Consider the following 3132-nt stretch of genomic DNA (forward strand, 5'->3'; position numbering starts at 1 on the left):
CTTCGGTGGGGGTGCCGATTTGCTCGGGCACGCCCTGGTACATGACGATCATGCGGTGGGCCAGGGTCATGGCCTCGGCCTGTTCGGCGATGGCTTTTTCCAGGTCGCCGATCAGGTTAGAAAGACGGCTGTCGTCGCGCCCCAGGCGGCCGGCTTCGGCGCGCTGGGCGGCAATCTGCCCTTCCAGCCGTGCCAGCAGGGAGGCGCGTTCTTTCTGCTGCGCCACCAACTCGGTTTTCTGTTCAGCGGTTTCGGCGGTGGTTTTCTGGATGTCGGCGCGGCGCGCGTCGGCCTGGCCCTGCAGGCTGGCCAGGCGTTCAAGATCCTGGCGCAGGGCCTGCACTGTCTGGGCGCGGGCGCTGGACACGTAGCCCAGGTAGCCCAGGTTGCGGCCCAGTTGCTGGGGGTCGTCGCCGGACAGCAGCGCCGTCCAGGGCGACAGGCCGCTGGTGTACTGGGTACGCAATTGCTCGGCCAGCTCGCCGCGGCGCTGCTGCAGCAACTGCTGCTGCGCGCCGATCTGCTTTTCCAGGCCGGTCAGTTCGGATTCGGCCTGGCGCTGGTCGGCCGCCAGGCCGGCCAGCCGGCGATTGATGCGCGAAATGGCCGATTCGGACTCTTTCAGGGCATCGGCCGCTTCTTTGCGGGCGGCCTCGCGGTCGTCGATCTGCTTTTGCAGCGAGCCGATGCGGTCGCGCAGCGCGGCCTGCTGCTTTTCGGCTTCGGTCTGGCGGCTGGCCAGGTCCGACGAGGCAGCAAAGGCGGGCCCCGGCGCCACCGCCACGGCCGCCGTCAACAGCAAACCCGCCACAAACCGCATGTATTAGTCCTTTTTGGCCTTGCCCTGGGCCGCCACGGCCGCCATGGCGGCTTCGATCTCGGCGGCATCGCCCAGATAATAATGGCGGATGGGGCGCAGCGCTTCGTCCAGTTCGTATACCAGGGGCTGGCCGGTGGGGATGTTCAGGCCCACGATGTCGTCGTCCGATATATTGTCCAGGTGCTTGATCAGGGCGCGCAGGCTGTTGCCGTGCGCGGCCACCAGCACGCGGCGGCCGGCGCGGATGGCCGGGGCGATGGATTCATTCCAGAACGGCAGCACGCGGGCCACGGTGTCTTGCAGGCACTCGGTGGCGGGCAGTTGGTCGGCCGGAATCTTGGCGTAGCGCTGGTCGAAGCGCGGATGGCGCTCGTCGTCGTGGGCCAGGGGCTCGGGCGCGATGGCGTAGGCGCGGCGCCAGATCAGCACTTGTTCGTCGCCGTACTTGGCGGCCGTTTCGGCCTTGTTCAGGCCCTGCAGGTTGCCGTAGTGGCGTTCGTTCAGGCGCCAGCTGATGCCCACCGGGGTGTACATGGCGTCCATGGCGTCCAGGGCGATCCACAGGGTGCGGATGGCGCGCTTGAGCACCGAGGTGTAGGCCAGGTCGAACTCGTAGCCTTCTTTCTTGAGCAATTCGCCCGCCTTGCGGGCCTGCTCGCGGCCGGTGTCGGTCAGGTCGACGTCGGTCCAGCCGGTGAAGCGGTTTTCCAGGTTCCACTGGCTTTCGCCGTGGCGCATCAGAACGAGTTTGTACATGGTTTTTGGCCCTGCCAGAACGGGTTTGAAGTGAAAGAATGCGCTCATTTTATAATTGAGTGATTTTGCCCCCGATTTTTCCTGGCAACAGGTTGTGCACAGCACGCCATTCCAGGCCGGGCCGCCGTTTCCAGGCAGGCGCTGCATTCCCGCAGGCCGGCCGCCTTTCAGCTTCAGGAACATCCGTGGATCTTCTGCAATTCTTGGTAGATAAAAACAACATCTTCATCGTGGCGGTTGCCCTGGTGTCCGGCGTAATGCTGGCCGTTCCCGCGCTGCGCAAAGGCCGCAGCGGCGGCGGCATCAGCACCACCGAAGCCATCCAGCTGGCCAACCAGCGCCAGGCCGTATGGGTGGACGTGCGCCCGGCCGAGCAATTCCGCGCCGGCCATATCGCGCAGGCACGCAACTTGCCTGCCGCCGAACTCGAACAGAAAGCGGGCTCGCTGCCCAAGAACAAGCCGCTGGTCATCGTGTGCGACACCGGCCGCGAGGCCGGCCGCGTAGCCAGCCGCCTGCGTTCGCAGGGTTTTGCCGAAGTGTCCGTCATGGAAGGCGGCATGCGCGCCTGGTCGTCGGCCGGCCTGCCCGTCACCCAGAAGCCCTGAGGAGCCCCGCATGAGCAAAGTTGTCATGTATTCGAAGGATTATTGCCCCTACTGCGCGCGCGCCCAGACGCTGCTGCAGCAGCGCGGCGTCACCGACCTGGAAATCATCCGCATCGACCAGGACCCGGCCCAGCGCGACGTCATGATCGAACGCACCGGCCGGCGCACCGTGCCGCAGATTTTCATCGGCGACAAGCACGTTGGCGGCTGCGACGACCTGATGGCGCTGGACCGCGCCGGCGGCCTGCAGCCGCTGCTCAACGGCTGACGGCCGAAAGCCGCCGCCGCTATCTTATTTTTGCCCACCCCCTAACCCGGAAATTCTCATGGCTGATCAGGATCAAAACACCCAGCAGGCAGGCAATGACGCGCCCTCGTTCAATATGCAACGCGTCTACCTGAAAGACTTGTCGCTGGAAATGCCCAACGCGCCGCACGTGTTCCTGGAACAAGAGCAGCCGCAGGTGGAAGTCAGCATCAACGTGGGCGGCCAGCGCCTGGCCGAAACAATCTTCGAATCCACCGTCACCGCCACCGTCACCACCCGCATCAACGACAAGGTGCTGTACCTGGTGGAAGGCACGCAGGCCGGCATTTTCGAACTGGCCAACATCCCGGCCGAGCAAATGGACGCACTGCTGGGCATTGTGTGCCCCACGATGCTGTACCCCTACCTGCGCGCCAACGTGGCCGATGCCATCACCCGCACCTCGCTGCCGCCGCTGCACTTGGCCGAAGTGAACTTCCAGGCCCTGTACGAACAGCGCCTGGCCGAAGTGGCCCAGCAGCAAGGGCAAGGCGGCAACAATGGCGCCGATTCCGGCATCATCCTGCCGCCCGGCACCACCCGCCAGTAACCCGACGCACCCATGAAGCCGCCGCCCGCCCCGCTGAGCGTCGCCGTTCTGGGTGCGGGCAGCTGGGGCACGGCGCTGGCCGCCGTGGCCG

4 protein-coding genes and 1 pseudogene are annotated in these 3132 nt (G+C 65.8%); 3 read left to right on the forward strand and 2 right to left on the reverse strand.

The genetic code is table 11. The annotated features are described in order from the left end of the window. A pseudogene (locus tag LPZ50_RS23495) lies at positions 1 to 820 on the reverse strand (peptidase); the annotation flags it as partial. A 3-nt stretch (positions 821 to 823) separates the two neighbouring features. Beyond that, complete coding sequence (gene gpmA / locus LPZ50_RS23500) at positions 824 to 1576, reverse strand: 2,3-diphosphoglycerate-dependent phosphoglycerate mutase (protein WP_230665276.1); 753 nt, start codon at positions 1574 to 1576, stop codon at positions 824 to 826. Positions 1577 to 1761: 185 nt separating this feature from the next. Here gpmA and LPZ50_RS23505 point away from each other — a divergent pair, with 185 nt between their 5' ends. Genes LPZ50_RS23505 through secB form a run of 3 tightly spaced genes read left to right on the forward strand, consistent with a single transcriptional unit; the run spans position 1762 to position 3041 of the window. After that, entirely contained in the window at positions 1762 to 2184 is a 423-nt protein-coding gene (locus tag LPZ50_RS23505) for a rhodanese-like domain-containing protein (RefSeq protein WP_230665277.1), read from the forward strand. Between the two features lie 10 nt (positions 2185 to 2194). Next, positions 2195 to 2452: a glutaredoxin 3 gene (gene grxC / locus LPZ50_RS23510; protein WP_230665278.1), complete on the forward strand. Its 258-nt coding sequence runs from the start codon at positions 2195 to 2197 to the stop codon at positions 2450 to 2452. A 58-nt stretch (positions 2453 to 2510) separates the two neighbouring features. Continuing rightward, complete coding sequence (gene secB / locus LPZ50_RS23515; RefSeq protein ID WP_230665279.1) at positions 2511 to 3041, forward strand: protein-export chaperone SecB; 531 nt, start codon at positions 2511 to 2513, stop codon at positions 3039 to 3041. Positions 3042 to 3132 lie beyond the last annotated feature (91 nt).

The organism is Bordetella petrii (assembly GCF_020991325.1).
Taxonomy (GTDB): domain Bacteria; phylum Pseudomonadota; class Gammaproteobacteria; order Burkholderiales; family Burkholderiaceae_B; genus Bordetella_A; species Bordetella_A petrii_E.